At 62.1% G+C, this 22,072-nt stretch carries 21 protein-coding genes and 4 pseudogenes; 11 read left to right on the top strand and 14 right to left on the bottom strand.

Going from position 1 to position 22,072, the window contains the following annotated elements:
• Positions 1-41 precede the first annotated feature (41 nt).
• Positions 42-527, top strand: a complete 486-nt coding sequence (locus tag KI235_RS13655) for a hypothetical protein (protein WP_003201154.1) — start codon at positions 42-44, stop codon at positions 525-527.
• Between the two features lie 92 nt (positions 528-619).
• On the opposite strand, the gene KI235_RS13650 is transcribed toward KI235_RS13655, so the two are convergent.
• The 6 genes and pseudogenes from KI235_RS13650 to KI235_RS13625 all read right to left on the bottom strand — a co-directional run bounded on the left by KI235_RS13650 (position 620) and on the right by KI235_RS13625 (position 5,411).
• Positions 620-907 (bottom strand): cyd operon YbgE family protein, encoded by a 288-nt coding sequence (locus tag KI235_RS13650; RefSeq protein WP_003201153.1) that lies wholly within the window; start codon positions 905-907, stop codon positions 620-622.
• Complete coding sequence (gene cydX / locus KI235_RS13645; RefSeq protein WP_003201151.1) at positions 904-1,026, bottom strand: cytochrome bd-I oxidase subunit CydX; 123 nt, start codon at positions 1,024-1,026, stop codon at positions 904-906. Before cydX ends, KI235_RS13650 begins: the two co-directional genes overlap by 4 nt.
• A 23-nt stretch (positions 1,027-1,049) precedes the next feature.
• Positions 1,050-2,185: pseudogene (gene cydB / locus KI235_RS13640) on the bottom strand (cytochrome d ubiquinol oxidase subunit II).
• The gene (locus tag KI235_RS13635) at positions 2,178-3,749 is read right to left on the bottom strand and encodes a cytochrome ubiquinol oxidase subunit I (protein WP_027912290.1); all 1,572 of its coding nucleotides are present in this window, start codon (positions 3,747-3,749) and stop codon (positions 2,178-2,180) included. The pseudogene cydB and the gene KI235_RS13635 overlap by 8 nt, the downstream one beginning before the upstream one ends.
• Positions 3,746-3,922, bottom strand: a complete 177-nt coding sequence (gene cydP / locus KI235_RS13630; RefSeq protein WP_014338536.1) for a cytochrome oxidase putative small subunit CydP — start codon at positions 3,920-3,922, stop codon at positions 3,746-3,748. The genes KI235_RS13635 and cydP overlap by 4 nt, the downstream gene beginning before the upstream one ends.
• A gap of 166 nt (positions 3,923-4,088) precedes the next feature.
• A complete protein-coding gene (locus KI235_RS13625; RefSeq protein WP_013693153.1) occupies positions 4,089-5,411 on the bottom strand; it encodes a sigma 54-interacting transcriptional regulator in 1,323 nt (440 codons plus the stop codon).
• A gap of 226 nt (positions 5,412-5,637) precedes the next feature.
• Between KI235_RS13625 and KI235_RS13620 the strand changes: the two genes are divergently transcribed.
• From KI235_RS13620 to KI235_RS13590, 7 genes and pseudogenes are all read left to right on the top strand, one after another.
• Complete coding sequence (locus KI235_RS13620) at positions 5,638-6,516, top strand: MBL fold metallo-hydrolase (RefSeq protein ID WP_003201139.1); 879 nt, start codon at positions 5,638-5,640, stop codon at positions 6,514-6,516.
• 46 nt (positions 6,517-6,562) lie between these two features.
• On the top strand, positions 6,563-8,233 hold the full coding sequence (locus KI235_RS13615) for a bifunctional protein tyrosine phosphatase family protein/NAD(P)/FAD-dependent oxidoreductase (protein ID WP_003201137.1): 1,671 nt from the start codon (positions 6,563-6,565) through the stop codon (positions 8,231-8,233).
• A gap of 28 nt (positions 8,234-8,261) precedes the next feature.
• Entirely contained in the window at positions 8,262-9,065 is an 804-nt protein-coding gene (locus tag KI235_RS13610; RefSeq protein ID WP_013693151.1) for a sulfite exporter TauE/SafE family protein, read from the top strand.
• A 40-nt stretch (positions 9,066-9,105) separates the two neighbouring features.
• Positions 9,106-9,540, top strand: a complete 435-nt coding sequence (locus KI235_RS13605; RefSeq protein ID WP_003201134.1) for a YeeE/YedE family protein — start codon at positions 9,106-9,108, stop codon at positions 9,538-9,540.
• A 2-nt stretch (positions 9,541-9,542) separates the two neighbouring features.
• Positions 9,543-9,962, top strand: coding sequence for a DUF6691 family protein (locus KI235_RS13600; protein WP_003201132.1), 420 nt, complete (start codon positions 9,543-9,545; stop codon positions 9,960-9,962).
• Between the two features lie 13 nt (positions 9,963-9,975).
• Positions 9,976-10,164 (top strand): DUF2892 domain-containing protein, encoded by a 189-nt coding sequence (locus KI235_RS13595; RefSeq protein ID WP_013693150.1) that lies wholly within the window; start codon positions 9,976-9,978, stop codon positions 10,162-10,164.
• Between the two features lie 96 nt (positions 10,165-10,260).
• Positions 10,261-11,351: pseudogene (locus tag KI235_RS13590) on the top strand (ArsO family NAD(P)H-dependent flavin-containing monooxygenase).
• A gap of 46 nt (positions 11,352-11,397) precedes the next feature.
• On the opposite strand, the gene KI235_RS13585 reads toward KI235_RS13590, so the two are convergent.
• The 7 genes from KI235_RS13585 to KI235_RS13555 are packed head-to-tail and all read right to left on the bottom strand — an operon-like array spanning position 11,398 to position 17,692.
• Positions 11,398-12,765 carry an ATP-binding protein gene (locus tag KI235_RS13585; protein ID WP_003201126.1) on the bottom strand — a complete coding sequence of 456 codons (1,368 nt, stop codon included), beginning with the start codon at positions 12,763-12,765 and terminating at the stop codon, positions 11,398-11,400.
• Positions 12,762-13,424, bottom strand: coding sequence for a response regulator (locus KI235_RS13580; protein ID WP_003201124.1), 663 nt, complete (start codon positions 13,422-13,424; stop codon positions 12,762-12,764). The genes KI235_RS13585 and KI235_RS13580 overlap by 4 nt, the downstream gene beginning before the upstream one ends.
• Before the next feature lie 11 nt (positions 13,425-13,435).
• Positions 13,436-14,080, bottom strand: coding sequence for a tetratricopeptide repeat protein (locus KI235_RS13575; protein ID WP_003201121.1), 645 nt, complete (start codon positions 14,078-14,080; stop codon positions 13,436-13,438).
• Positions 14,077-14,886, bottom strand: a complete 810-nt coding sequence (locus tag KI235_RS13570; protein WP_013693148.1) for an SDR family oxidoreductase — start codon at positions 14,884-14,886, stop codon at positions 14,077-14,079. The genes KI235_RS13575 and KI235_RS13570 overlap by 4 nt, the downstream gene beginning before the upstream one ends.
• The gene (locus KI235_RS13565; RefSeq protein ID WP_003201118.1) at positions 14,873-15,547 is read right to left on the bottom strand and encodes an iron-containing redox enzyme family protein; all 675 of its coding nucleotides are present in this window, start codon (positions 15,545-15,547) and stop codon (positions 14,873-14,875) included. The genes KI235_RS13570 and KI235_RS13565 overlap by 14 nt, the downstream gene beginning before the upstream one ends.
• A complete protein-coding gene (locus tag KI235_RS13560; protein WP_003201116.1) occupies positions 15,544-17,025 on the bottom strand; it encodes an AMP-binding protein in 1,482 nt (493 codons plus the stop codon). The genes KI235_RS13565 and KI235_RS13560 overlap by 4 nt, the downstream gene beginning before the upstream one ends.
• Positions 17,015-17,692, bottom strand: a complete 678-nt coding sequence (locus tag KI235_RS13555) for a thermostable hemolysin (RefSeq protein WP_003201114.1) — start codon at positions 17,690-17,692, stop codon at positions 17,015-17,017. Before KI235_RS13555 ends, KI235_RS13560 begins: the two co-directional genes overlap by 11 nt.
• 244 nt (positions 17,693-17,936) lie before the next feature.
• Here KI235_RS13555 and KI235_RS13550 point away from each other — a divergent pair.
• A pseudogene (locus tag KI235_RS13550) lies at positions 17,937-19,642 on the top strand (amidase).
• Positions 19,643-19,692: 50 nt separating this feature from the next.
• On the opposite strand, the gene KI235_RS13545 reads toward KI235_RS13550, so the two are convergent.
• Entirely contained in the window at positions 19,693-20,547 is an 855-nt protein-coding gene (locus KI235_RS13545; protein WP_013693145.1) for a LysR family transcriptional regulator, read from the bottom strand.
• A 73-nt stretch (positions 20,548-20,620) separates the two neighbouring features.
• Between KI235_RS13545 and KI235_RS13540 the strand changes: the two are divergent.
• A pseudogene (locus tag KI235_RS13540) lies at positions 20,621-21,576 on the top strand (DMT family transporter).
• A gap of 90 nt (positions 21,577-21,666) precedes the next feature.
• Positions 21,667-22,065 (top strand): VOC family protein, encoded by a 399-nt coding sequence (locus tag KI235_RS13535; RefSeq protein WP_003201106.1) that lies wholly within the window; start codon positions 21,667-21,669, stop codon positions 22,063-22,065.
• Positions 22,066-22,072 lie beyond the last annotated feature (7 nt).

Raw genomic sequence — 22,072 nt, 5'->3', positions numbered from 1 at the left:
ATCCCGCTCCCCCGCTCCACCAGCCTGCAAGGAACTGAACCATGAACGCACCCAGACTCGCCGCCCTCGCTCTGACCGCGGTGTTTTTCCCCACGCTGACCTTTGCCCAGCAAGCCACCGACGCCGCCAAGGCGCCCCAGTCGTCGATGAGCGTCGAGCAATTCGATCAGCAGATGGCGACGGCCCAGGAAAACCTGAAAAAAATGCAGGAACAGATGACCCAGATCCAGAACACCAGCGATCCGGCGCAACGCCAGAAACTCATGCAAGAACACCAGGCCTCGATGCGGCAAAGCATGCAGATGATGAATGGGATGATGGGGTGTTGCGGAGGTGGCATGATGGGCGGCCACATGAAGGGAAACGGCCCGATGATGGGTTGGAAACAAATGGGCAACCACTATTCCCAGATGACGCCCGAGCAGATGAAGCAGCACCAGTACATGATGGACAGGTACATGGGCATGCAACAGATGATGATGGAGCAGATGATGCAACAACAGCAAATGAGCCCGCCAGCTCGCTAGGCCGGCCTCCAGAACTGCCCCCACTCACCTGCCGCGTCGGCAGGTGAGTTTTTTGATCACCGTCCGGCCATCGCCGGGCTTCTCGTCAGGCCTCAGTGCAAGAACTTCAACCCGCCGGCAAGCGCAAGTGCCCCCAGGCAGGTCCAGCCCGAGAACATCCTTCGCCAGACAAGCCTGCGCGGAATGAACCCCACCCCTCTTACAAAGGCCACGCTCATGGCGATGAACAATGCCGTTGCCAGCGCATGGTCGGCTTTCCCATCCGGCGCCGTCATCAGTGGCGGGTAGAGCGTACAGGCCAACATGATCGTCACCGCGACGGCCAGGCTCAGCCGATGCAGCCGTGACGAGGGCTGCACGTCAGCGACATCCGGCGTCATGGCTGCGCCTCGTCACGGTCACTCATGGCTCGTCCTGCCTCGTTCTCACCCCACATTGCATTGAGTATCGCCAGCAGCAGTGCGAAACCGACTCCCAGCATCCAGGCGAAATACCACATATTGCTTTACTCCTCTGTCGACACTAGTACGCCGAATGTTCGTTGGCCTTGATCTGGGTGGCCGTGACCTTGCCGCGCATGACGCGATACGCCCAAGCGGTATAGATCACGATCAATGGCATGAAGAACAACGTGGCCCAGAACATGATGGCCAGGCTCAGGTGACTGGAAACACTGTCCCACACGGTCAGGCTTGCCGCTGGCATCGATGACGACGGCATGACAAAGGGGAACATCGATACCCCTGCCGTACTGATGACGCCCACCACCGCGAGCGAAGACGCAACGAACGCGCAAAGGGTACGGCGCCTCATCAGCAACAGCGCCGCACCGGCTGCGCCGGCCAGTCCAAGCGCGGGCAGCAGCCACAACCAAGGATAGCGACCATAGTTGGCCATCCAGGCCCCCGCCTCCCTCACGACCGACTTGCCGAGAATGTCAGGCAACCCGGCGGTATCCACGAGCGACGTGATGCGATACCCCTCGATCCATTGCAGCCAGATACCCGCTACGACGAACGAACACACCAGCACGATGGCAGCGCCTAACGCGCCTTTGATCGCCCGGGACTGAATCCCACCCTCGGTGCGATGGGCCAGGTACGTGCCCCCTGCAGCGTAATCATGGCGCTGCTGACCAGGCCGGTCAGCAGCGCGAAAGGGTTGAGCAACTGCCAGAAGCTGCCGGTGTACGTTGACACCAGGTACTCATTGAAGTGGAACGGTACGCCCTGCAACAGGTTGCCAAACGCGATGCCGAACACCAGCGGCGGCACGGCCCCACCCACGAAAAGCCCCCAATCCCAGGTACTGCGCCACACCGGATGGTGGATCTTGCTGCGGTAGTCGAAACCCACCGGGCGGAAGAACAACGCCCAGAGCACCAGGATCATCGCCCAATAGAATCCGCTGAATGCAGTGGCATAGACCACCGGCCATGCGGCGAACAACGCGCCACCGGCCGTAATGAACCAGACCTGATTGCCATCCCAATGAGGGCCCACGGTGTTGATCACGACACGGCGCTCCATGTCATTGCGACCCACGAACGGCAGCAGCGTGCCGACGCCCATGTCGTGGCCATCCATGATGGCGAAACCTATCAGCAGGACGCCGACCAGCGCCCACCAGATGATCTTGAGCGTGAAGTAATCAAGCATGGTGAAGCTCCTTCAACTTGGCGTCGTGGACATACCGACCTGTACCGAGGCTGCCGGGCCCCTGGCGGGCGAACTTGACCATCAGGAACATTTCCACCGCCAGCAGCACCGTGTAGAAAACGACGAACCCAGCCAGCGAGCCGTAAAGGTTATCGACGCTGAGGGTGGAAACGCTCATGTGGGTCGGCAACACACCGTAGATGGTCCAGGGTTGGCGGCCGTACTCGGCCACGAACCAGCCCAGTTCACAGGCGAGCCATGGCGCAGGCAGCATCAACAGTGCGCAGCGCAGTAACCCGCGATGATGTGCGCCGCTCGATTTCAAGGTGCTCCAGAAGGCCAGCCCGAAAAGCACGAGCATGGCAAAGCCCAGGCCGACCATGATCCGGAACCCCCAGAACATCGGGGTCACGCGCGGTACGGTATCGTTCACAGCCCTGTCGATGATGGCCGGCGAGGCCTGGTTGACATCCTCGACGTACTTTTTGAGCAGCAGGCCAAAACCCAGATCGGCCTTGTACGCTTCGAAGGTATCGAACGCGGCCTTATCGGTGCGATCGGCGCGCAGTGCTTCAAGCGCATTGACCGCAGTAATGCCCCGCAGAATGCGTGCGCGGTTTTTCGCCTTGATGTCATGAATGCCCGGAATCTGCTTGCTGACCGAGCGCGTGCCGATCAAGCCCATCATCCACGGCACATCGAGTTCCCAGTTATTCCTGGACTCGGCTTCATTGATGCTGGCCACCAGGGTCAGGCCCGCCGGTGCGGGTTTGGTTTCCCACATGGCCTCCATGGCCGCCAGCTTGGTTTGCTGCGCCTCGCCCACCGTGTAACCCGACTCATCCCCCAGGACGATGACACTCAGCACCGAGGCCAGGCCGAAGGCGGCCGCCACCCGGAAACTGCGCTTGGCGAACTCGACATCACGCCCCTTGAGCAAGTACCAACTGGAAATCGACAACACAAACATCGAACCGGTGACGTAACCGGCAGACACGGTGTGGACGAACTTGGCCTGCGCCACCGGGTTGAAGACCACGGCCCAGAAATCCACCATCTCCATGCGCATGGTGATGTAACTGAATTCCGAACCCACCGGGTTCTGCATCCAGCCATTGGCGATCAGAATCCACAGCGCCGACAGGTTTGTGCCAATGGCCATCAGCAGCGTGACCAGCAAATGATGTTCTTTCTTCAGGCGATCCCAACCGAAAAAGAACAACCCGATCATGGTCGATTCAAGAAAGAACGCCATCAGGCCCTCGATGGCCAGCGGGGCACCGAAGATGTCCCCGACGTAGTGCGAGTAATACGCCCAGTTGGTGCCGAACTGAAACTCCAAGGTGATGCCGGTGGTCACGCCCAACGCGAAGTTGATACCGAACAATTTGCCCCAGAAGCGAGTCATGTCTTTCCAGATGACATTGCCGGTCATCACGTAGACGCTTTCCATGATGACCAGCAGCCACACCATCCCCACGGTGAGCGGCACAAATAGAAAGTGGTACAGCGCAGTCGCTGCGAATTGCAGCCGTGACAGATCCACCAGTTGTTCTGAGATCACTTGCTTGCCCCTTGAGCCGAGGTGGGTACGCCGAACCTGTCGCTGATGGTGTTCGAGTCGACGCTGACGCGCGAATCCTTGATGAACAGCCACCACAGCACTGTCAGCACGACCAGTTTGATCAGTACTGCTGTGAGCAGATGGCGACGCAGTCGTTTATCGGAAATAGTCATGGGGCAAGCATTAGCACGGCTCATGCCAACGCCTGAATTTATTATTTATGCTTAAAAACCAATTATTTAGCGATAAACGCCGAAGCTCAGCGCTTGGTTTGGAGGGAGGAGAACCTGCCAAACTGCCAGGGGCTGGCAGTCATTGGCAGTCAAGGCTCGATGGGGCTCAGGCCAGGCCTTGTTCTTTCAACCGCCGGTACAACGTGCGTTCACTCACGCCCAGGTGTCTGGCCAGTTCGCTGCGGGTGCCTTTGAAAGTGGCCAGGAGCTGGTCCAGGTCCCTGCTGTCGGGCGCAGGCGTCAAGGCTGGGGCGAACAACGCCAGGGGGGGCGCGGGCAGATGCAAGGCGTGAATGACGCCGTCGTCGGCAAACAGCGCAGCTCTTTCCAGGACATTGCGCAGCTCGCGGATATTGCCCGGCCAGGAAAACCGCTGCAATTGCATCAGCGCCTCGGGATCGATGGTCAGTCGACGCTTACCGATCCCGGAACGTTGCAGGAACGAATCCACCAACAAGCCGATGTCTTCAAGGCGATGCCGCAAGGGCGGTAAATGGATGGGAAACACGCTGATGCGGTAGTACAGGTCCTGCCTGAACTCGCCTTTCTCGAGCATTTTCTCCAACGGCTTATGGGTCGCGGCCACCAGCCTGAAATCCGCGTGCAGGGTTTCCACACTGCCGACACGGCGATAGGTTCCAGACTCGATCAGTCGCAACAGTTTCACCTGCATGGCCAGGGGAACGTCGCCTATCTCATCGAGAAACAGCGTGCCGCCCTGGGCCGTCTCCACCAGGCCCACCTTGCGCACAGTGGCGCCGGTAAACGCGCCCTTCTCGTGGCCGAACAGCTCGCTCTCGAACAAGGTTTCGGTCAACCCGGAGCAATCGACCACGACAAAAGGCCCCGCGGCCCGCTCGCTGGTTTCATGAACGGCGCGGGCAAACAGCTCCTTGCCTGTGCCGGACTCTCCCAGCAGCAGGACCGGTAACATCGAGGGCGCGACCCGCTGCAGCTCCAGCAGCGCCTGATTAAAGGCCGGCGAACTGCCCACCAGCCCCTCGTTGCTGGGCCGTGCCGATGCGCTACGCACTTGGGTAAGACGTTCCACATAAGCGGTGATGACACCCTGCTCATTCAGGATCGGGCGCAATTCCACATCGACGTGTTCGGGCCCGCGCGGTGTGTGATGAATGTGCAAGACCCGATCCGGACTGCGCATCTCCCTGGCCTTTTTCATCGGGCAGTTCTCACCGGCCTGGTCACAAGGCACATCGTAGTGGTGGGAAACCCGATAACACTTATGGCCAATGAACGGCTTGTCGGCGCTGCCGAACTGACGCAGGTAAGCCGTGTTTGCCGCCAGGATGTTGTAATCGGGATCGAGGACGATCATCGGCTGGGGCTCGTGCTCCAGAAACGAGACCAGGGACTGCACCTGGTCTGGATGCGGAAGCAGGTCTTGGGTGGGCGGCAGGCTGTGTGTCATCGCGGCTCCAGTGATTCATCCAGCAAGGTTGACACTGCCACTATGCCAACAAACGCTGCCAATGGCAGTTCAATTGTCTGGACATCGGAAGAGACCTTGTCGGCACCCATGAATTTAAACCAATAAAATCATATGGTTATCGTTTGCAAGCAACCCATAATCGACATGGCAGCATTATTGCTGTGTCTGTTCTTCAAGCGGCTGAGAGCCCCGAAGGAGACCGTTCATGACCGTAAAACCGTACGTCGAAGGATTTTTCGATCCTGAGACCCACACTGTCAGCTATCTGGTGCTGGACGAAGTGACCCGCCAGTGCGCGTTGATCGACAGCGTCCTGGATTACGATCCCAAATCAGGCCGTACCACGACCACCTCGGCCGACAAGCTGATGGCCCGGGTGATCGAGCTGGGGGCGAAGGTCGAATGGATTCTTGAAACCCACGTCCATGCCGACCACCTCACCGCCGCCCCGTACCTGAAGGAAAAACTCGGTGGCACGATAGGGATCGGCAGCCAGATTACCGCCGTGCAGGAAGTCTTTGGCACGCTGTTCAACACAGGTGGGCAGATGCCCCGCGATGGCAGTCAGTTCGACCATCTGTTCGTCAATGACGAGTCGTTCACAGTCGGAACGCTGCAATGCCGTGCGCTTCATACACCGGGCCACACCCCCGCCTGCATGACGTATGTCATCAGCGATGGCCAGGAAACAGCGGCATTCGTCGGCGACACCTTGTTCATGCCCGACTACGGTACCGCACGGTGTGATTTCCCCGGGGGTAACGCGCATACGTTGTTCCGATCCATCAACAAGGTCTTGAGCCTGCCGGCCAACACCCTCCTCTACACCTGTCACGATTACCAACCGGGTGGCCGCGAGGTGCAATTTTCCAGCACCGTCGCCGAGCAACGTGCCGACAATGTCCATGTCCGTAACGGCATCAGTGAAGAAGCATTCGTGGCGATGCGCACCCAGCGCGATGCCTCGCTGGACATGCCGACGCTCATCCTGCCATCGGTCCAGGTCAACATGCGGGCCGGGCATTTCCCGGAGCCGGAGTCGAACGGCACGTGCTACCTGAAAATCCCACTCAATCGGCTCTGAAGACCCGCCCCCTCTCATAAGAAAAACCGTCATCACGGAGACAGTCATGGACATCCGCCACCTTGCGTCCGGCCTCTCGATCTCAGGGCAGATTCATCCCGACCAGATGAGTGAGATCAAAACCAGCGGCTTCCGCGCCATCATCTGTAACCGCCCTGATGGTGAAGGCAGCGATCAACCTTTGTTTGCCGACATCCAGCGTGCGGCACAAGCGATGGGCATCGAGGCGCATTACCTTGCCGCAGAGTCCGGCAAGGTGACCGACGAACAGGGCGTTGCCTTCGGTAAATTGTTCGAGTCCTTACCCAAGCCAGTGTTGGCGTATTGCCGCTCCGGCATGCGCTCGACGACGATGTGGGCCCTGTCCCAGGCCGGCCAGCAGCCCTTGCCACGGATTGTCGAAACAGCCAGCAAAGCCGGCTTCGACATGAAAGGCGTCATCCGTAGAATTGCCAACGAGGGACGCACGCCCGTTGGCGTGGCCGAAGCCCGGCATGCCGTGGTCATTGTCGGCGCCGGTGCGGCGGGCATCGCGGCAGCTTCAAGCCTATTGGCCCGCGAGCCGGGCCTGGACATTGCCATTATCGACCCGGCGGATGTGCATTATTACCAGCCCGGCTGGACCCTCGTCGGCGGTGGCGTCTTCGACGCGCACAGAACGGCCCACACGATGGGCGCGACCATTCCCCGGGGCGTGCATTGGATCAAAGCGGCTGTCGCGGCCTTCGAACCTGAAAACGACGCCATTATTCTCGATGGATGCCGCGTGGTCCGCTACGAGCAGTTGATCGTGTGCCCGGGCCTTAAACTGGATTGGCATGCCATTGAAGGTTTGCCGCAGACACTGGGGCGCAACGGCGTCACCTCGAACTATCTGTACCACCTGGCCCCCTACACCTGGGAACAGGTGCAGCAACTGCGCAGTGGCCGGGCCATTTTCACGCAGCCCCCCATGCCGATCAAATGCGCCGGGGCCCCTCAAAAAGCGATGTACCTGTGCGCCGACCACTGGAGACGCCAAGGGGTACTCGGCGATATCGAGATCGACTTCTGCAGCGCCGGGACAGTCCTGTTCGGCGTTCCCGACTACGTGCCAGCCTTGATGGAGTACGTCCACGCCTATGGGATCGACCTGAATTTCGGCAGTACGCTGACGTCTGTCGATGGACCGGCACAAACGGCGACCTTCAGGTGCGTCAAGGCCGATGGCAGTACGCACCTGGTGACGCACGACTTCGACCTGCTGCATGTGGTGCCCCCTCAGGTAGCGCCGGATTTTATCCGCGTAAGCCCTCTGGCCGATGGGGCGGGCTGGATCGATGTCGACCCCGACAGCTTGCGGCATAAGGCCTGGGCGAATATTCACGCATTGGGCGATGCGACCAATACCAGCAACGCAAAGACCGCAGCGGCGGCGCGCAAGCAGGCGCCCGTGGTCGCTCATAACGTGCTGGCGGCCATGGGCAAGGCCAAGGGCAGCGCCCATTACGACGGCTACGGTTCCTGCCCGCTGACCGTGGAACGGGGCAAGGTCGTTCTCGCTGAATTCACCTATGGCGGCAAGCTCGCCCCCAGTTTCCCGTCCTGGCTGATCGACGGTACTAGGCCTTCGCGGCTCGCCTGGCTACTTAAAGAGCGAATTCTTCCACCGCTGTACTGGAAAGCCATGCTCAAGGGCCGTGAATGGCTGGCGAAACCTGAACTGGCGGACCTATGAAATCAACCTTCACCTCCAGGAGACCGAGATGATTACCGTCCTGGTACTGGGTTTTACGGTGGGCGTGATCCTGGCGCTGACCGGTGCCGGCGGCGGCATACTCGCCGTCCCGTTCCTGGTTTTTGGCGTGGGCTTGAGCATGGCCGAAGCCGGGCCCATTGGATTGCTGGCGGTGGGCCTGGCCGCCACCCTGGGCGCCGTGATGGGCCTGCGCAATGGCATCGTGCGCTACAAGGCTGCACTGGTGACGGCCAGTGCGGGGGTCATCTGTTCGCCGCTGGGCCTTTGGTTGGCGCAGCGCACGCCCAACCGTCCGCTGACGATCCTGTTTGCCTTGTTGCTGATGTACGTGGCGTTCCGGGCATTGCAAAAATCATTGCCCTCTCATGTCAGAGCAAAGGCATCCGAAACACGCAAACCGCCGCCCTGTGTCCTGGACGAAAATCGCGGCAAGCTGAACTGGACCGGCCCTTGCGCGTGGGCGCTCACGGCTTCGGGCATGGTCGCTGGGGTGCTTTCCGGACTGCTCGGCGTGGGCGGTGGTTTCGTCATGGTTCCGGCGCTCCAGCGGTACACCAATTTGACCACGCAGTCGGTGCTCGCCACGTCGCTGACCGTCATCGCTTTGGTTTCCATGTCAGGGGTGCTGGCGAGTTCGGCGATGGGCCACCTGCAATGGCCCATAGCGCTACCCTTTTCCATGGGGGCCATCGTCGGCATGCTCGGCGGGCGCCTGGTCGCCGCGAGGTTGCCGGAACCCTATCTGCAAAGAGGCTTTGCCCTGGTGTCGACGCTGGTAGCGGTCGCCCTGCTGGTAAAGGTCCTGGGTTGAAACCAGATGGAATATCAACGATGTGTAGCGGAGAACGCTGATGAATATTGACTGGCTCAACTTTACGCCGTGGGCATCCCTGGCCGGCGGCATGTTGATTGGCTTGGCGGCCAGCCTGTTCGTGGTCGCCAACGGCCGGATCGCCGGCATCAGCGGGCTGATCGGCAGCCTCTTGCAACGTGGCAGCGAAGGGCTGGGCGAGAAGGCCCTGTTTCTCCTGGGCCTGCTTGTCGCGCCGCTGTTATGGGGCGTGTTTGCCACCTTGCCGCCGATCGAGTTCCAGAACGGCTGGCTCGGCCTCACCGTCGCCGGCCTGTTGGTGGGGGTCGGCACTCGTTACGGTTCGGGCTGCACCAGTGGCCATGGCGTGTGTGGCCTATCGCGCCTTTCACCGCGCTCGATGGTCGCCACCGCGTGTTTCATGCTCAGCGGTTTCGCCACGGTATTTGTCCTGCGTCACGTGATAGGGGTTTGAACATGCGCAAACTGACGGCATTCATCGCTGGCCTGCTCTTTGGCTTCGGGCTGCTCCTGGCAGGCATGGCCAACCCGAAAAAGGTGTTGGGATTTCTAGATCTGGCCGGCACCTGGGACCCGTCCCTGGCGCTGGTGATGATCGGAGCGATTGGCACCGCCATCGCCCCCCTGGCCTGGGCGCGCCAACAGACTCAGTCGCTGCTGGGCAGCCCCATGCAGTTGCCGGTCAAGCGAGAACTGGACCCACGCCTGATCGGTGGCAGCCTGGTGTTTGGTATCGGCTGGGGCATCGCCGGCATCTGCCCTGGCCCTGCCGTGGCCATCCTGCTGACCGGACACTGGCAAGCCTTTGTGTTCATGCTGGCCATGTTGGCGGGCATGTTGTTGTTCTCCGCGCTGGAAACCCGGCGCGTCCATTGATCGGGAGATTGTCATGAAAGCCAACATTGGAACCATTGACCGGGGCGCACGTATCGCTGTGGGGCTTGTCCTCATTATCCTCAGCCTGACGGGCTTGATCGGCGCGTGGGGTTGGATCGGCCTCGTGCCGTTGGCCACCGGTTTCATGCGCTTCTGCCCGATCTATTCGTTGTTGGGCATCAAGACCTGCAAACATAGCTGAGAGGCGCAATGGCCGTTCTTTTGGAACGGCCATTGAACCTTGCCAGTCACCCTTGGAGTCCTGCAACAGGCTTGCTCAACCAAAGGATTCGCCGTCATGCCCCGCTCACAGCCCGATACATTTGACGTAGTCATCATCGGTGGCGGCCAAGCGGCCTTGGCGGTGGCCTATTTCCTGCGGCGTACGCCTCTGTCGTTCGTCATCCTCGACGCCCAGGAAGAACCCGGTGGTGCCTGGCGGCATGGCTGGAACTCGCTACGACTCTTTTCCCCGGCGACCTGGAGTTCGATCCCCGGCTGGATGATGCCCCCACACAAAATGGCTATCCGTCACGAAACCACGTGATCGACTACCTCAAGCAGTATGAACAGCGCTATCGATTTCCCGTGGTGCGGCCGGTACAGGTCACCCGTGTGGAACCCACGGAAACGGGTTTGCGCGTCCATTCCCGGGACAGGCAATGGGACGCACGGGTCGTGGTCAGCGCAACGGGTACCTGGAGCAACCCCTACATCCCTCGCTACCCTGATGCGGCCTTGTTCGCCGGCCAGCAACTGCATTCGGCGGACTATGTCGAGGCGTCCCCTTTCGCTGGCAAGAGAGTCCTGGTGGTGGGCGGCGGCAATTCAGGGGCGCAGATTCTGGCCGAGGTGTCGAAAATTGCCGAGACTACTTGGGTCACTCCCGTCGAGCCACTGTTCCTTCCCGACGAAGTGGATGGGCGCGTGTTGTTCGAGCGCGCCACCGAACGCTGGAAGGCCCAACAGGAAGGTCGCATCATCGACCAACCCGTGGGAGGGTTGGGTGACATCGTCATGGTGCCGCCGGTGGTCGAGGCTCGTGAACGCAACGTCCTTCAGTCTGTCAGGCCTTTCGAGCGTTTTACCCGCAACGGCGTGATCTGGGCCGACGGCCGCGAATCAGCAGTGGACGTGGTGATCTGGTGCACCGGGTTCAGGCCCGCCCTGCAGCACCTTGATACGCTGGGAGTGCTCAACAACGACGGCCGTGTGGAAGTCGAGGGCACCCGCTCGATACAAGAGCCCAGGCTGTGGCTGGTCGGCTACGGCGAGTGGACGGGGTCGGCTTCCGCCACCCTGATCGGCGTTACACGCACGGCACGCAGCACGGTCGACGAGATAGTCGCCTTTCTCGCCGAACAATCCACGGCCGATACGCCGGCTTGAGCCCACCACCAGGGGCTGGCCACCTGTCATGGCGTCGGGAAACCGCTTAGAAGCGCCCTATTTCCAAGGTCGCGCACAGCCCACCCTCGGTGCGATTTTCCAAGCGAATGCGCCCTCCCAGACGATCCGCGATGGTGCGCACGATCGTCAGACCCAGCCCAGCCCCCTGGTCATTGCCGCGGCTGTAGAACCGCTCGAAGAGCCGCTCACGCTCGGTCTCGTCGATACCCGGCCCCTGGTCTTCGACTGACAGCTCGTAGTGATCGCCCTTCCTGGCCAGGCGTACGGTGATCGTGCCGTTGGCCGGCGAAAAATTGGCCGCGTTGGTCACCAGGTTGTTCAAGGCGATGTCGATGGCCACCGGGTCGATTCGAACCGGGCCGATGTCATCGCTGACGTCCAGCACCGGCTCGAGCCCCTTGCTCAACAACCAGGGCGTCAGTTGAACCAGGCTCGCACGAACCGTGGCGGGCAGGTCGATGACCGCAGGCGTCGGAACACCTGCCTGCGGTTCGAGCCGCGCCATGGTCAGCAGTTGATTGACCAGGCGCGTAGTGCGATCGACGCCAGCGATCAGGTGCTCCAGGGACTCGCGCCGGCTTTGCTCGCTTCCCGCCTCCATCAGGTTCTGTGCATGCACCCGCAGCACGGCCAGGGGCGTACGCATTTCATGGGCGGCGTCGGCAATGAAACGCCGCTCACGGCCCATCACCTCCTGGATCTGCGCCAAGACGCGGTTGAGCGCCGCCTGCATGGGCTCAAGCTCCGTAGGGAGCGGCATCATTTGCAGGGGTTCCAGTGAGCCGGGATGCCTGGCGCGCAACTTCGCCGCCATATCGACCAGGGGTTTGAGCCCCCAGCCGATGGCCAGCCAGATCACTGCGGCAAGCACCACGCTGCCGATCAGGTTGGGCACGACAGTGTGACGAACAATGCGATCGACCAGGTCGGCACGCACGTCGTCGCGCTCGCCCACCCAGATCTTCAAGCCGTATTGCGCATCGTCCAGGACGAACGCCCGCCACTTACGGTTCTTCTGGTCCACGACCTCACTGAAACCGGGCGCGCCCGGCGGTGAGGTGAACGAGGGTGCGCTGGAGGTATGAACCAGCACCGAACCTTGTGAGTTCCAGACTTGAAAAGCAATCTTGCTTTCATAGGGATGGCCATCGACCCTGGGAACCGCCTGCCCCAGCGCCGAATTGAACGCCTGATACAGCTCGGCGTGTTCCTTGCTCGCCATCGGCATGCGCATCACGCCCTGCAACAGCCGGGCATTCTGCGCCAACTGGGCATCGTAGACCTCGGCGATTTCGTGGTTGCTGTCATGCAGGTTGAATACGGTGATGATCAACAGGCCAAGGAACAGCAGGCCGAGGATCAACGTGAGGGTACGACGCCGGATCGAACTCATCGACGCTCCTCCACCAGGTAACCGACACCGCGGATGGTGCGGATCAGGTCGGTGGAGAATTTCTTGCGCAGGTGATGGATGTGCACTTCCAGCGTGTTGCTCTCGGCCTCCTCGCTCCAGCCGTAGAGCAACTGCATCAGATGATCGCGGGTCATGACTCGGCCCGGCGGCGAGAGCAGTTCATGGAGCAGTTGGTATTCCTTGGGTGTCAGGGCCACCGGCTTGCCCTGGTAACTGACTTGCTGGGTGCCAGGGTTCAGGCTGATGCCGGCATGTTCGATCAACGCCTGGGCGCGGCCGGCGCTGCGGCGCAACAAGGCCCGTAGCCGGGCCTTGAGTTCCGCCAGATCGAAGGGCTTGACCAGATAATCATCGGCCCCGGCGTCCAACCCGGCGATGCGATCCTCGGTGGCATCGCGGGCGGTGAGGATCAGCACCGGCAGGTTGGAACCACTGTCACGCAAGCGCCGCAACACTTGCAGGCCGTCCATGCGTGGCAGGCCCAGGTCGAGCACCGCCAGGTCGAAGGTTTCACTGAGCAACGAATGCAAGGCGCTGCTGCCGTCCTGCACCCAGTCGACGGTATAACCTTCGCGACTCAGGGCCTGATGGATGCCCTCCCCCAAGGCCACGTCATCCTCGATCAGTAATAAACGCACATCCGCTCCTGTCAGTTCAGTTTCTTGTTCACATCCACCAGTAAAGCGTCGATCTCCTTGCGGCGCCCGGCATCGGCCGTTTCTCGACCTGGCCGCGGTGCTGCCTGCAAGGCTTTTTGCAGCGCTGCCTTGGCTTCGCTATAGCGCTTCTGACGGTAGAGGTGATCGCCCCAAAAGTACAGGCTGTCGATGCCGTTCGGGTTGAGTTGCAAAGCCTGCTGGAGCAATTGCTCGGCCTTGTCCGAATCGCCGAAACCCAGGGGCCAGCCCGGCACCCGGTCGTAGAGTGCGCCGAGGCTGGTGTAGGCCGAGCCTTGCAGGGCCTTGGGGTCCAGGGTCAGGGCTTTTTCCAAGTCGCCCTTGGCATCCTTGACCTTGCCCAGCGCGCCGATCCCACCCTTGGCACCGGCCCAACTGCTGTTGACGATGCCAGACCAGATCCACGCTTCGGCCACCGATTGGCGCTCCTGCTTGAACGCCGATGCCTGGACGGCGAGTTTTTCGAACGCATCGGCGCGTTGGCCTTCGGGCACTTCATATTGAATATGGGCCCAACTCTGCTGGATGTCGCCGAGACGTTGCTGGTCGGCCGCCTCCAACGCCCAGACGCTTTGGCTCAGGGTGCCGATCAACAGGCAAGCGAAGATTTTTTTCATGGCTTGAGGTGCTCGTTTTCGGGTTTGTGACTGAGACGGCGCACCAGTGGCAACTGCTTGCGCAGACCCCGGTCCACCAGGTTGGGCAGCAGGCTGTTGAGGCCGACGAAAAAGCGTTCGGGCCAGCCCAGATACAGTTCGCGTCGGTCGCCGATAATCGCGTGGATCACCGCCGCCGCCACGGTTTGCGGGTCGTCGACGTTGGCCTTGAGGGCTTGGTTGAGCGCATCGGCCGCCGGACTGTTCATCGAGGTACGGGTGGCCCGGGGCGCTACGTAGAGCACCCCAACACGGGTATCGGCCAACTCCCGGCGCAAGGCTTCGGAAAAACCGCGCAAGGCAAACTTGCTGGCGCAGTAGCTGGCGTATCCCGGGTAACCGATTGATCCATAGGTCGAGCCGACGTTGACCACCATCGCACTGTCAGCTTGCTTGAGCAGCGGCAAGAGCAGTTTGGTCAGGCAGATCGGCGCGCTGATGTTCAGCGCCAGCATGGCGTTGATCTCGCTGTCGTCGAGTTGCTCGAGCATGGCGAAGTGGTTCACGCCGGCCGCATTGATCAGCAGGTTGATGCCGCCCTGGGCTTCGGCGGCGACCAACACTTTGCGCCGGTCGGCGAGGAAGGTCAGGTCGGCTTCGACCCAGCTCAATTGCTGCGGATACTGCTCCAGCAACGGCTGCAAGGCTTCGCGATGCCTGGCCACGGCCAGGACCCGCGCGCCACTGGCACACAGGGCGGCGGCGATGGCCTGGCCAATTCCGCCGCTGGCACCGGTCAGCACGACACGCGCATCACACAAGCGCATGTTCATGCTCCCCGTCGCGCGGCAGGCCGCGGAACATGTCGGTGTACAACCGGTACACAACCTTGGAGGCATGGATCACCGCAGCCTGGTCCGCCGGATCGTCCAGGCGGTTCATCAGGCCGCGATAGGTCTGCATATGCTCGATGTCGAGCGATCCATGGGAACTGAGGTAGCTGAACGCCGTGGGCGGCAATTCCAGGCGCTCGCGGATGCTGTCGGCGGCATGGGTCGCCAAGGCGATACTGGTGCCCTCCAGCACATTGACCATGCCGAACAGGCCTACCGGGTTGCCTCGGGCGATCAAGTCGTAGAGGTAACTGACCATCAGCTCGATGGGCAACGAGGGCTGGCCGTTGCGCACCGCTTCCTTATCGCCACCGCACACGGCAATGTCATCCAGCACCCATTGCTCGTGGCCGTACTCTTCGTCGATGTATTCGCACACGGCCTTGCGCAGCCATTCCAGGTGCGTTGGCAGCCGCGCCCCGCACGCCATCATCAACGGTACGGTATGGCGCACGTGGTAATACGCCTGGATCAGGAAGCCCCGGTAACTGGCCAGGCTGACCTGGCCGTTGAGGGCGTCACGAATGATCGGCAGATTGAACAGGGTCTGGCGTTCTTGCTGGGTGGCTTCTTGCAACGTGTCAAAAAAACTCATGATGGGGATTCCTCGGACAAGACAGATGAAGTGAGCTGCGCGCGGTAATGCTCGACGATGGCCTCCCGGCGTGGCCGGCCATTAGCGGTGAGCATGCCGTTGGCAGCGCTGAAGGGTTGGTCCAGGCGCGTCCAGTGATGGACCCGCGCGTAATCGGGCAGCGTGTCGTTGGCCTTGGCCACGGCCAGCTCCAGCGCTTGATCCGTGCAGTCGGCCCGGGCGGGCCAGAGCAGTGCATGGTTGTGCGGCATGGCTTCGCCATAGACAAAGGCCTGGGCAATGTCACCGCCCTGGGTGAGTTCGGCTTCAACCCATTCGGGGTTCACGTTGCGCCCGAAACTGGTCACGAACTGGTGCTTCTTGCGCCCGCGCAGGTAAAGAAAACCCTCTTCGTCGAACTCGCCCAGGTCGCCGCTGGGCCACCATTCGCTGGTGTGCGGTGGCTCACCCAGGTAACCGAGCAGCGTCGAGCCCTTGATCAGGACTTCGCCGTCATCGGCCAAGCGGATCTCCACATGGGGCAGCGGCTGGCCGACACTGCCGGCACGGTGGGCCTGTGGCCGATTGAGGCAGACCACCGAGGCGCATTCCGACAGCCCATAGCCTTCAAACACCGGCAGGCCAACACGCTGGGCCCGCTGCAACAAATCGTGGGACACCCGTGCCCCGCCGACGGCAGCGAATCGCACGATGTGCGGGTTGAACATCTTCTGTTCGGCAGCCGTGACCAACATCAACAGCAACTGCGGAACCAGGATCAGGCTCTGCGCCCGACGCTCGGCCAGGCATCCCAGCAGACGCGTCGGGTCGACCCCACTGGCACCCTGGATGCCGAGGGTCTTCTGGCTGGGCAGGCTCAGCATGGCACCGGCATACAACGCCGCGTAGCAACCAAGGTTTTCCAGCAGAATCGCCAGGGGCAGTAACGCCAGGTGATGCCTGGCCTCGACCGGTTGGCTGGCCTGCTCCAGTTCACGGGCCACCCGCAACAGGCTGTCGGCGCTCAGGCAGACGCCTTTGGGCGTGCCGGTGGTACCGGAGGTGAACGTCAGCTTGGCGGTGCCCACCGGCAGACGGCTCGGCCCGTCGAAGTGCCGCCGCCAGAACTCACCACTGTGCTGGTATCCGGCAGCTTGCAGTTCCGCTTCGAACACGGGCTCGGCAATCACTCGCTCGGCCTGGCTCTGTTCCAGGCAGTGCCGACGTTGAGCCTGGCTGAAAAACCCGGGCAGGATGACGCAGGTGAGCCCTTCGAACAGTGCGGCAAGGTCCCAGAGCATCGCTTCGATGCCATTGTCCAGGGCCAGGGCGACCACGCTGATGTGTTCATCGCGCAGGCGTTGCTGGCGGTATACCACTTCGGAATAAAGCGTCGCGTAGTCGAGCTGCGAGCCGTCGCCCCACAGCGCCACGGCGTGGCCCCTGCGCTCGGCATGACCACGCAGGGTGCGCTTGAAGCGTTCCATTTCAGGCGACATGGCTGGTTTCTCCGAGGTCCGTCGGCAGTCCCAGGCGATTGAACAGGCCGGTATTGCGCAGATGAATGAAACCGGCGCGGATGTTTCCGACATGAACCCACGGCTGGCTTTCGTAGTAGCGGCCCCAGAGATGGCGGTCCTCGCCGAGGCGCTGAGGGTCGGCCGGGCACAGCGTCACAGGCTTGAGACCCAGGCGATGGAAGCTGTTGACCAGGCCGATGTTGCCAGTGAACGCAACCCACTCCAGACCGCCCATGGCCAACAGATAAGTGATCGCGATGATGCTCAGCCGGGCGCTGCCCGTGTCGCTGGCGGCCAGATTGCCAACCTCGACGATGCCGGCGCGGTCCACCGGACGGTCAGCGGCGGCACTGATCAAGGGCTCGATGGGGCTGTCCAGATAACGTTCGAGGAACAGCGGCCCCTGTGCGGCGCGGCGCACGCCAGCGGCAGCGCAGAGCGTGCCGTGGACATCGTCGAGCCCGAACAGCTCCGGCATGAAGTGACGAATATCGGCACCGTGGACCTGGCGGAAACGCTGCTGGATGAACGCTTCGAACTCATCTCGCCGAGGTTGTCCCGGCAAAGCCCGGTGCAAGTGGCGAACCGGCGGGCCGGCATCGCCAAAGGCCAGCGGCAGGTGGATGTTCCAGTCGAAATCGGGCATGGGTCAACGTTCTCCCTCGGGCTATTGGGGGAAAGTATCGAGGTCGTTTCTTAACGAAGTCTGAAGGTGGAAAATTTTGGCTCGTTAGAGAGGCAGTTCGGTCAAACCTGAACTGCCCCTGATCGCTATTCCGTAGTACAGTGCGCAAGTCCGATAAATATCCACTTTGAGATGACCTGAAGTCTCAGGAGCAACTTCAATGGACCCGAACACCCCGCCATCCCTCTGCCGCGGCGCTAACAGCATGATCGAAATCACCGAAGCCTCCATTGCCCAATTGCGCGCTGCGCTGGAGTCGGGCCAGACAACGGCGGTGGCGCTTGTCCAGGCCTACCTTGCCAGGATCGATGCCTACGACGGCCCCGATACGCCCACAGCCCTCAACGCGGTGGTGGTGCGCAACCCCGATGCATTGAAAGAGGCCCAGGCCTCCGATGCCCGTCGGGCCAGCGGCCAGACCCTGGGGCCGCTCGACGGCATTCCCTATACGGCCAAGGACAGTTACCTGGTCAAGGGGCTCACTGCCGCTTCCGGCAGCCCGGCGTTCAAGGACCTGGTTGCTTATCGCGATGCGTTCACCATCGAGCGGCTTCGCGCCGCCGGCGCCATCTGCCTGGGCAAGACCAACATGCCGCCCATGGCCAACGGCGGCATGCAGCGCGGGGTGTATGGCCGTGCCGAAAGCCCGTACAACGGCGACTACCTCACCGCGCCCTTTGCCTCGGGCTCCTCGAACGGTGCGGGCACGGCAACCGCCGCCAGTTTCGCGGCGTTCGGCCTTGCCGAAGAAACCTGGTCGAGCGGACGCGGTCCGGCGTCGAACAACGGCTTGTGCGCGTATACGCCGTCGCGCGGCGTGATCTCGGTGCGTGGCAACTGGCCGTTGACGCCGACCATGGACGTCGTCGTGCCCTACGCCAGGACCATGGCCGACCTGCTCGAAGTGCTGGACGTGGTGGTCGCCGAGGACCTGGACACCCGTGGCGACCTGTGGCGCCTGCAACCCTGGGTGCCGATTCCGAGCGTCGACTCGGTTCGCCCGGCCTCGTATCCGAGCCTTGCCAGCCACCCAAGTGCGCTGGCAGGCGTTCGGTTCGGCGTTCCTCGGATGTACATCAACGCCGACCCTGAAGCAGGCACGGCCCCGGCCCCCGCATCGGCGGTCCGACGGGGCAGCGAATCATCACCCGCGCCTCGGTGATCGAGCTCTGGGAGCAAGCGCGCAAGGCGCTTGAGGCCTGTGGCGCCGAAGTGGTCGAGGTGGATTTCCCCCTGGTATCCAACTGCGAGGGCGATCGTCCTGGCGCACCGACGGTCTTCACCCGCGGCCTGGTTTCCAAGGAGTTCCTGCACCATGAGTTGTGGGACCTGTCGGCCTGGGCATTCGATGATTTCCTGCGGGCCAACGGCGATCCGAAGTTGAATCGCCTGGCCGACGTCGACGGACCGAAGATCTTCCCCCACGACCCGGGCACCCTGCCCAACCGGGAGGACGATCTGGCCGCCGGCATGGATGAGTACGTGAAGATGGCCCAGCGCGGCATCATGCCGTGGGACCAGATCCCGACCCTGCCTGACGGCCTGCGGGGGCTTGAAGAGACACGTCGAATCGATCTGGAGGACTGGATGGCGCAGCTGGGCCTGGACGCGGTGATCTTCCCGACCGTCGCCGACGTCGGGCCGGCGGATGCGGACATCAACCCGGCGTCTGCCGATATCGCCTGGAGCAACGGCGTCTGGGTCGCCAATGGCAACCTCGCCATCCGCCATCTGGGCGTGCCGACTGTCACGGTGCCGATGGGCGTCATGGCGGACATCGGCATGCCCGTCGGGCTGACGTTCGCTGGCCGCGCCTATGACGATTCGACGCTGTTGCGACTGGCTTCGGCGTTTGAATCGATTGGCTCCAAACGCCTGATCCCGCCGCGGACGCCGCCGCTGTCGGCTTGATCGTTTGGCGGGTTTGGTCTTGGGGCTGCGCAGCAGTCCCTGGACCGGCTCTACAGCCGGAAAGACTGTTGCATGGCACGGGAAAGCAGGTCCACGGCCTCATCGCCGTGTGACGCCCGAGCTCGCAGGAACACCACCTCGTGCTCCTGAATAACCGGCAGGCCTTCGAGGATCTGCATGGTGTCCGTCACCCGCGCGCGGTCTATCAGGCTGACCGCCAACCCTGCCTCCACACACGCCTTGACGGCCTGGTTGGAGGGGCTTTCCAGGACGACTCGGGTCCTGCGGCCGCTTTGCCTGAGGGCCTCCATCATCGCTTGCCGATAAGGGCATTGCGCCGCATGCACCGCCAGCGGCAGCGGCTCCATCGAGGCCACTGTTGTGTGGACCGGACCGACCCAGACCGGCGTGGTGGAAACCAGCACTTGCCCGCCAGCACTGACCTGCCCCTTCGGCTGCGCAACGACCGCTGCCTGGAGCTTGCCACGCTGGACCAGGTCACGTAGCGCGTAGCTGGGCGCGGTCTTGAGTTCCAGCACCACGTTGGGCCACGCGGCGGCGAAGGTCGGGAGGATGTCGCGAATGACATGTTCGGCGTATTCATCCGGCACCCCCAGCGTAATGCGTCCCGCCAGCCGGGTTCCGTGGAGATCGGCCAGCACCCGGTCGTGGGTGCTCAGCAGTTCCGTCGTCGCCACGAGCAGACGCTTGCCCAACGCGGTGAGGGATACGGATTGATTGTCCCTGTTGAGCAAACGCCCGCCAGCGACCGCTTCCAGGCGCTGAATATGCACGCTGACCGCCGCCGGGCTTTTGTGCAGCTGTTCTGCCGCCGCACTGAATTTGCCGATCCGTGCCACCGCATGAAAGGTACGTATCAAGTCGATATCGAGTATGGCCGTCATTATTCAATCTTTGTGAAGACTGATGCACTACATTTTGATTTATTAGATTACGCGGGTTTCGTAGCCTGTGGTCATGAACCCGACCAAATCGATGGACTGCCCTTCCCTTCCCAAGCCCGACTGGCACTGGCTGATTCCGTTGCCGTTGCTCGAGGCGGCGTTGCTGCTGACGTGGAGCTCCGGCTTCGTCGGCGCGCGTTTTTCCATTGATTACGCGCCAGCATTGCTGGTGGTGTTCTGGCGTTGCGTCGTGGTCACGCTCGTCCTGTTGCCCTTCGTCGCCAGAGCGCTGCGCCGAACCTCGCCCGTCGTGTTGTTGAAAAATGCCGGTATCGGCCTTCTGGCGATGGCGGGCTACCTGGCCGGTATCACCCAAGGCATTGCCCTGGGTGTGCCGGCGGGCCTGGCCGCGCTTGTCGCCGACCTGCTGCCGATGGGCCTGGCGCTGTTGGCTGCGGGTGTACTGCGGCAACGACTGGCCTGGCAGATCTGGGCCGGGCTGCTCATCGGCCTGCTCGGCGTCATGCTGGTGACCCAAGGCGCGCTGGCGTGGGGCAACGCGCCTTGGTGGGCCTATGGCCTGCCGCTGCTTGGCATGCTCTCGCTCGCTGTCGCGACCTTGTGGCAGAAATATCTCCCCCCGCGCAATCGCTGGGTCTGTTGCCTAACCTGTGGCTGCAATGCTGCGTTTCGGGACTGGCCTTCGCCCTGGTCGAAGCCGCCCATGGCAGCCTCGCCCCGATACCCAGCACAGGCTTTGCACTGAGCGTATTGTGGACCGCGGGCCTGTCGACGATGGGCGGCTATGGGCTCTACTGGCTGTGCCTGCGCCGCGCAACCGCCACCCGGGTCGCCAGCGTCCTGTACCTCAGCCCGCCCATTACGATGCTCTGGGCGTGGGCCATGTTCAACGAGCCGCTTTCATGGCAAATGGTCTCGGGCATGGCGGTCTCCGGGATTGGCATCTGGCTGGTCGTCGGCACCGAAGCCCGGCAGGCCAGGCGCCGAGCGTCTGAGCCGGAGCGCTAACCGCCCGGACTTGGCAGCGCGATGATTCCTGTGGCAGCGTAGGCTGGAATTTCAAACAACCCTCGCGCCCACGGCAAAACGGTAGTCATCATGATCTCGCATGTTTTTCTAGGTATCGCCGATTTTGATCGCGCCTTCGGGTTCTATTCAAAGGTCATGGCCGGGCTGGGCCTGACATTGAAATTTAGCGACGCCCACAAAGGCTGGGCGGGCTGGATTGCCGAGCATTCACCGCGCCCGATCTTCGTGATTGGAAAACCCTTTGACGGCAAGGTGCACCAACCCGGCAACGGACAAATGGTGGCTCTGCTTGCCCCCAGCCGGGAAGCGGTGAGGAACAGCTACGCGACAGCGCTGGCACTGGGCGGGACGTGTGAGGGAGAACCCGGCTTGAGACCCCACTACCACCCTGATTATTACGGCGCCTACTTTCGAGATCTCGATGGCAACAAGCTTTGCGTCTGCTGCCATGATTCGGTGTCGACTTAGTCGATCG

Source organism: Pseudomonas sp. St386, assembly GCF_018325865.1.
In the GTDB taxonomy this organism is placed as follows: domain Bacteria; phylum Pseudomonadota; class Gammaproteobacteria; order Pseudomonadales; family Pseudomonadaceae; genus Aquipseudomonas; species Aquipseudomonas brassicacearum.
This window is presented reverse-complemented; position numbering and strand designations above follow the sequence as displayed.

What these genes read in the sequence shown, in the direction of transcription:
- KI235_RS13535 (WP_003201106.1), top strand. Translation starts at nt 21,667, where the DNA reads ATGATCTCGCATGTTTTTCTAGGTATCGCCGATTTTGATCGCGCCTTC.
- KI235_RS13555 (WP_003201114.1), bottom strand. Translation starts at nt 17,692, where the DNA reads ATGCCCGATTTCGACTGGAACATCCACCTGCCGCTGGCCTTTGGCGAT.
- KI235_RS13610 (WP_013693151.1), top strand. Translation starts at nt 8,262, where the DNA reads ATGATTACCGTCCTGGTACTGGGTTTTACGGTGGGCGTGATCCTGGCG.
- KI235_RS13600 (WP_003201132.1), top strand. Translation starts at nt 9,543, where the DNA reads ATGCGCAAACTGACGGCATTCATCGCTGGCCTGCTCTTTGGCTTCGGG.
- KI235_RS13625 (WP_013693153.1), bottom strand. Translation starts at nt 5,411, where the DNA reads ATGACACACAGCCTGCCGCCCACCCAAGACCTGCTTCCGCATCCAGAC.
- KI235_RS13570 (WP_013693148.1), bottom strand. Translation starts at nt 14,886, where the DNA reads ATGCGCTTGTGTGATGCGCGTGTCGTGCTGACCGGTGCCAGCGGCGGA.
- KI235_RS13575 (WP_003201121.1), bottom strand. Translation starts at nt 14,080, where the DNA reads ATGAAAAAAATCTTCGCTTGCCTGTTGATCGGCACCCTGAGCCAAAGC.
- cydX (WP_003201151.1), bottom strand. Translation starts at nt 1,026, where the DNA reads ATGTGGTATTTCGCCTGGATGCTGGGAGTCGGTTTCGCACTGCTGCTG.
- KI235_RS13650 (WP_003201153.1), bottom strand. Translation starts at nt 907, where the DNA reads ATGACGCCGGATGTCGCTGACGTGCAGCCCTCGTCACGGCTGCATCGG.
- cydP (WP_014338536.1), bottom strand. Translation starts at nt 3,922, where the DNA reads ATGACTATTTCCGATAAACGACTGCGTCGCCATCTGCTCACAGCAGTA.
- KI235_RS13620 (WP_003201139.1), top strand. Translation starts at nt 5,638, where the DNA reads ATGACCGTAAAACCGTACGTCGAAGGATTTTTCGATCCTGAGACCCAC.
- KI235_RS13595 (WP_013693150.1), top strand. Translation starts at nt 9,976, where the DNA reads ATGAAAGCCAACATTGGAACCATTGACCGGGGCGCACGTATCGCTGTG.
- KI235_RS13560 (WP_003201116.1), bottom strand. Translation starts at nt 17,025, where the DNA reads ATGTCGCCTGAAATGGAACGCTTCAAGCGCACCCTGCGTGGTCATGCC.
- KI235_RS13605 (WP_003201134.1), top strand. Translation starts at nt 9,106, where the DNA reads ATGAATATTGACTGGCTCAACTTTACGCCGTGGGCATCCCTGGCCGGC.
- KI235_RS13655 (WP_003201154.1), top strand. Translation starts at nt 42, where the DNA reads ATGAACGCACCCAGACTCGCCGCCCTCGCTCTGACCGCGGTGTTTTTC.
- KI235_RS13565 (WP_003201118.1), bottom strand. Translation starts at nt 15,547, where the DNA reads ATGAGTTTTTTTGACACGTTGCAAGAAGCCACCCAGCAAGAACGCCAG.
- KI235_RS13585 (WP_003201126.1), bottom strand. Translation starts at nt 12,765, where the DNA reads ATGAGTTCGATCCGGCGTCGTACCCTCACGTTGATCCTCGGCCTGCTG.
- KI235_RS13545 (WP_013693145.1), bottom strand. Translation starts at nt 20,547, where the DNA reads ATGACGGCCATACTCGATATCGACTTGATACGTACCTTTCATGCGGTG.
- KI235_RS13615 (WP_003201137.1), top strand. Translation starts at nt 6,563, where the DNA reads ATGGACATCCGCCACCTTGCGTCCGGCCTCTCGATCTCAGGGCAGATT.